3 protein-coding genes are annotated in these 4,380 nt (G+C 39.5%); 1 reads left to right on the forward strand and 2 read right to left on the reverse strand.

What is annotated here, in order from left to right; all coding sequences use genetic code 11:
* Window positions 1-195: 195 nt before the first annotated feature.
* Window positions 196-2,787, reverse strand: a complete 2,592-nt coding sequence (gene clpB, locus LUQ50_RS12200; RefSeq protein ID WP_300040112.1) for an ATP-dependent chaperone ClpB — start codon at window positions 2,785-2,787, stop codon at window positions 196-198.
* Window positions 2,788-3,105: 318 nt separating this feature from the next.
* Here clpB and LUQ50_RS12205 point away from each other — a divergent pair, with 318 nt between their 5' ends.
* The gene (locus LUQ50_RS12205) at window positions 3,106-3,756 is read left to right on the forward strand and encodes a DUF6198 family protein (RefSeq protein ID WP_300040113.1); all 651 of its coding nucleotides are present in this window, start codon (window positions 3,106-3,108) and stop codon (window positions 3,754-3,756) included.
* A gap of 36 nt (window positions 3,757-3,792) precedes the next feature.
* Here LUQ50_RS12205 and LUQ50_RS12210 read toward each other — a convergent pair whose 3' ends face one another.
* Window positions 3,793-4,248 (reverse strand): hypothetical protein, encoded by a 456-nt coding sequence (locus tag LUQ50_RS12210; RefSeq protein WP_300040114.1) that lies wholly within the window; start codon window positions 4,246-4,248, stop codon window positions 3,793-3,795.
* Window positions 4,249-4,380 lie beyond the last annotated feature (132 nt).

Raw genomic sequence — 4,380 nt, forward strand, 5'->3', positions numbered from 1 at the left:
CATTCGGCTCTAGTTCATTAGTTCTTAGTTTTGTTTGCATTTTGGTCGATTCAAACATCACTAAGAACACATATATTTCTTGTTAATGGCAAAGTTAGGATATAAATTGAACCCTTTATTGAGATCATGATTGGATAATAATCTTGTATCGAAAAAATAGTAGAAAACTCGAAAAGAGGTAAAAATTTATCAGGACTATTGATTCTTGAACACTAGTTTCCTATCCTGCTCATCAACCGTAATCTCCTTCTCCTTTGATACGCTTCCCTCCAGAATCATTTTTGATAATTCATTCAACAGGTTCTTCTGAATAACACGTTTGATAGGTCGTGCTCCAAACTGCGGATCAAAACTCATATTCGCGATCAAACTGACTGCCTTATCAGTTACGGTAAATTTTGTCCCATTCTTCTCAAGCATTTTTTGAACAAGCCCAAGTTGGAGCTGGACAACAGCCACAATCTCATCTTTGGTAAGCGGCTTGAACATTATGACCTCATCAATACGGTTGAGAAATTCAGGCCTGATAGTTCTTTTTAGTAATTCGAAGACCTGATCCCTGGTATGATCATATATCTCATCCAGGTTAGCATCAGTAACGTGTTCGAGGTTTTCCTGGATGATGGAAGATCCTATATTTGAAGTCATGATGATGATGGTATTCTTGAAATCCACTGTTCGACCCTTGTTATCAGTAAGTCTCCCATCATCAAGAACCTGCAATAGAATATTAAAAACATCCGGGTGGGCTTTCTCTATCTCGTCCAGAAGTACCACGGAGTAGGGTTTTCTCCGTACGGCCTCGGTAAGTTGTCCACTCTCTTCATACCCGATATATCCCGGGGGTGCACCAACCAGACGAGAGACCGTATGACGCTCCTGATATTCTGACATATCAATGCGAACCATATTGTTCTCATTGTTAAACAGATATTCAGCCAGTGCTTTTGCCAGTTCGGTCTTACCAACACCTGTGGTTCCGAGGAAGATAAACGATCCAATCGGGCGTTTGGTATCCTGGAGTCCGGCACGACTTCTGCGGATAGCATCAGATACTGCCCCGATGGCTTCATTCTGACCTACCACCCGTTTATGTAATTCAGCTTCGAGATTAAGCAGTTTCTGTTTCTCACTTTGCAACATCCTGGTGACTGGAATCCCGGTCCAGCGTGAAACCACCTCGGCAATCTCTTCCGCATCCACCTCTTCGTTAACCATGGCACTATCTTTCTGCAATACAATCAATTTTTCCTTTAATTCTTCAATGTTCTTCTCGATCTGTGGAATATGACCATATCGGATTTCTGCAACTTTACCAAGATCCCCTGAGCGGTTTGCACTATCAGCCTCAAACTTCAGGTTCTCGATCTCATTCTTCCGGAGCTGAATCTGCTCAACGATATCTTTCTCTGACTGCCACTTAACCTTTAACCGGTTTCGCTCTTCGGTAAGGTTTCCTATCTCTTCATTCAGGGTGTTCAGTTTTTCCTGATCTTTTTCTCGCTTAATGGCTTCACGTTCAATTTCTAGTTGACGTATTCTGCGTTCTATCATCTCCAGTTCTTCTGGGACTGAGTTGATCTCAAGTCTGAGCTTGGATGCAGCCTCATCAATCAGGTCGATAGCTTTGTCAGGAAGAAACCGATCTGAAATATATCGTTGCGAAAGTTCTACTGCAGCAATTATTGCTTCATCCTTAATCCGAACATGGTGATGAGTTTCGTATTTTTCCTTAATTCCACGGAGAATCGAGATGGCATCAAGTGTATCAGGTTCATCAACCAATACCGGTTGGAACCGTCGTTCAAGTGCTTTGTCTTTTTCAAAATATTTCTGATATTCTTTCAGAGTGGTAGCGCCAATGACGTGCAATTCTCCTCGTGATAAGGCAGGTTTTAAAATATTGGCTGCATCCATCGCCCCTTCACTGGCTCCTGCTCCGACCAGGGTATGAATTTCATCTATGAACAGGATGATCTCCCCTTCAGCAGAGATCACTTCTTTTACCACACTTTTAAGGCGCTCTTCAAATTCTCCCTTATATTTGGCACCTGCAATAAGGGCTCCCATATCAAGAGAAAATATCTGTTTTGTCTTTAGATTATCCGGTACATCGCCATCGATAATACGATGAGCCAGTCCTTCTGCAATGGCAGTTTTTCCTACACCGGGTTCTCCGATCAGAATCGGGTTATTTTTGGTTCTTCGCGATAAGATCTGGAGAACCCTGCGGATCTCTTCATCCCGGCCGATAACCGGATCAAGTTTTCCACTTCCTGCAAGATCATTCAGATTGCGTGCATATTGATTGAGAGAATTATAGGAATCTTCAGCGGTCTGACTGGTAACTGTAGAACCTTTCCGAAGTTGTCGTATTGCGGTTTTCAGATCCTTTTCAGAAACATTATTCTCTTTAAGAAGCCTCGATGTGGTATCGTTCACCGACAGGATCCCCAGGAGAAGATGCTCGATAGAGACAAACTCATCCTTTAATTCCTGAGATATCGCAATGGCTTTCTGAAGAGCTTTTGTAGTATCTGGTGAAGGATACTGCTCACCACCACTGACTTTTGGGCATGAATCAACCAGTTTATCGAGTGAATGAGTGAAACTATCAAGATTTACATTTAATTTCTTAAGGAGATATGGAATAACATTTTCATCTACGACAAACATCCCTTTCAGTACATGAGAAGTCTCGATAGCCTGACACTGATGTGCCGCTGCAATTTCCATTGCTTTCTGGATTGCTTCTTGAGATTTGAGGGTAAAATTATTTAGATTCATGATGATATGGTCTCCCTGTAATGAATCCCCATGTTCATATTCATTCGTATAGTGATGCTACTCATCAAATAGTTTATCGTATAACTCCAGGTATGATTTTGAAGACACAGTAAAAAAAGAGAATGAATACTAACCATAATGGTAATTCAATTCATGTAACGGAATAGTCAGATAATTTATCCAAAAATAAAGATGATGAAATGATTTGGGATTTTAATTTGACATCTGAATTATCAGATTCTTATCCCAATATTTCAGGTGTTATACCATTATGTTTTAATTCATCCCTGGACTCAGGTACTACAGAGAATCAGATTCATGTTCACGATTTCGATAGTAAAACGCTATTTACTACTTATATCAGGACTTTTTTTTATGGGTCTGGGTATCAGTATGATAACCCGGTCATCACTCGGAACTCCTCCGATTTCAAGTATACCTTACGTACTCTGTCTGATTTATCCAGTCACTTTCGGAGCACTTACCTTTGTCTTCAGCCTCATATTCATGGTAACCGAAATAATCCTTCTCAAAGGAGATTTTCCCAGGAATCAATACCCTCAGATACTGGTAGGTTTTTTTCTAGGAATCTTTGTTGACCTCGGTATGATTCTTTCTTCTTCGGTTCATTCTAAAAATTATATTGGGCAGATCAGTATCCTACTCATAGGATGTGTGGTTCTTGCCCTTGGAATCTATCTGCAGGTTTCTGCACAGGTTCTCATGAATCCGGGAGAAGGACTTGTTCAAATTATCGCAGTAAAAACAAAAGTCCGGTTTGGAATCATTAAAATTTTGTTTGATACCATACTGGTATCCGGAGCAATTGCTATCTCCCTGATTTATTTTGGGTACCTTAACGGTATCCGTGAGGGCACGGTAATTTCTGCACTTATTGTAGGGTATATCATCATTATTATTAACGCAATATGTACGAGATGTAATATTTTAACTTGGCTTTCCAGATAATAAAATTCCAAATAATTCCAATATTAAACATAATTTTTATTGGTATTGCATAGAGGAGGTTATACGGGAGATAAACCCGGTAATCAGATCAGATGGTGTGTGGTTCTGGTACCACAAGGTCAGAATCTCAGTATATAACTCAATATCGAGACTATCCATAATTCCGGTATTACCAACAAATATTACTGGATACGAAATGTCCTGTCGATGAAATTCTTGTTTATAGTTTTCAAATAATACAAAACTTTCCGTGTTATTATAGAGATCATGATATTCCACGGTAGTGTCAGGGTGATCAAGAGTAAAGTTTTGCAGATATCTCACTGCTCTTTTACACGAACCACAGTGAGTATTGTAAAAAAAATGAATCGGAAACGGATTATCAGAGATATTGCTCATATTATTCATCGTCTCAATAAGATGAGCCCCTTCAATAACACTGCCATCCTGAGAAAAAATGGTTGCAGCTCCGGGTTGGATAACACAGAGCATGAATAATATCAGACTCAATAGAAAATTTTTCGATTGGGTATGAGTACTGTGAAATTTTTTTACCAGCATGTCCTTTATTCCTGATTCACTCATCTGATCTTATTTTTATAATAATTTTTATTATTATAAAAA

The sequence above is a fragment of the Methanospirillum sp. genome, from assembly GCF_028679455.1.
GTDB lineage: Archaea > Halobacteriota > Methanomicrobia > Methanomicrobiales > Methanospirillaceae > Methanospirillum.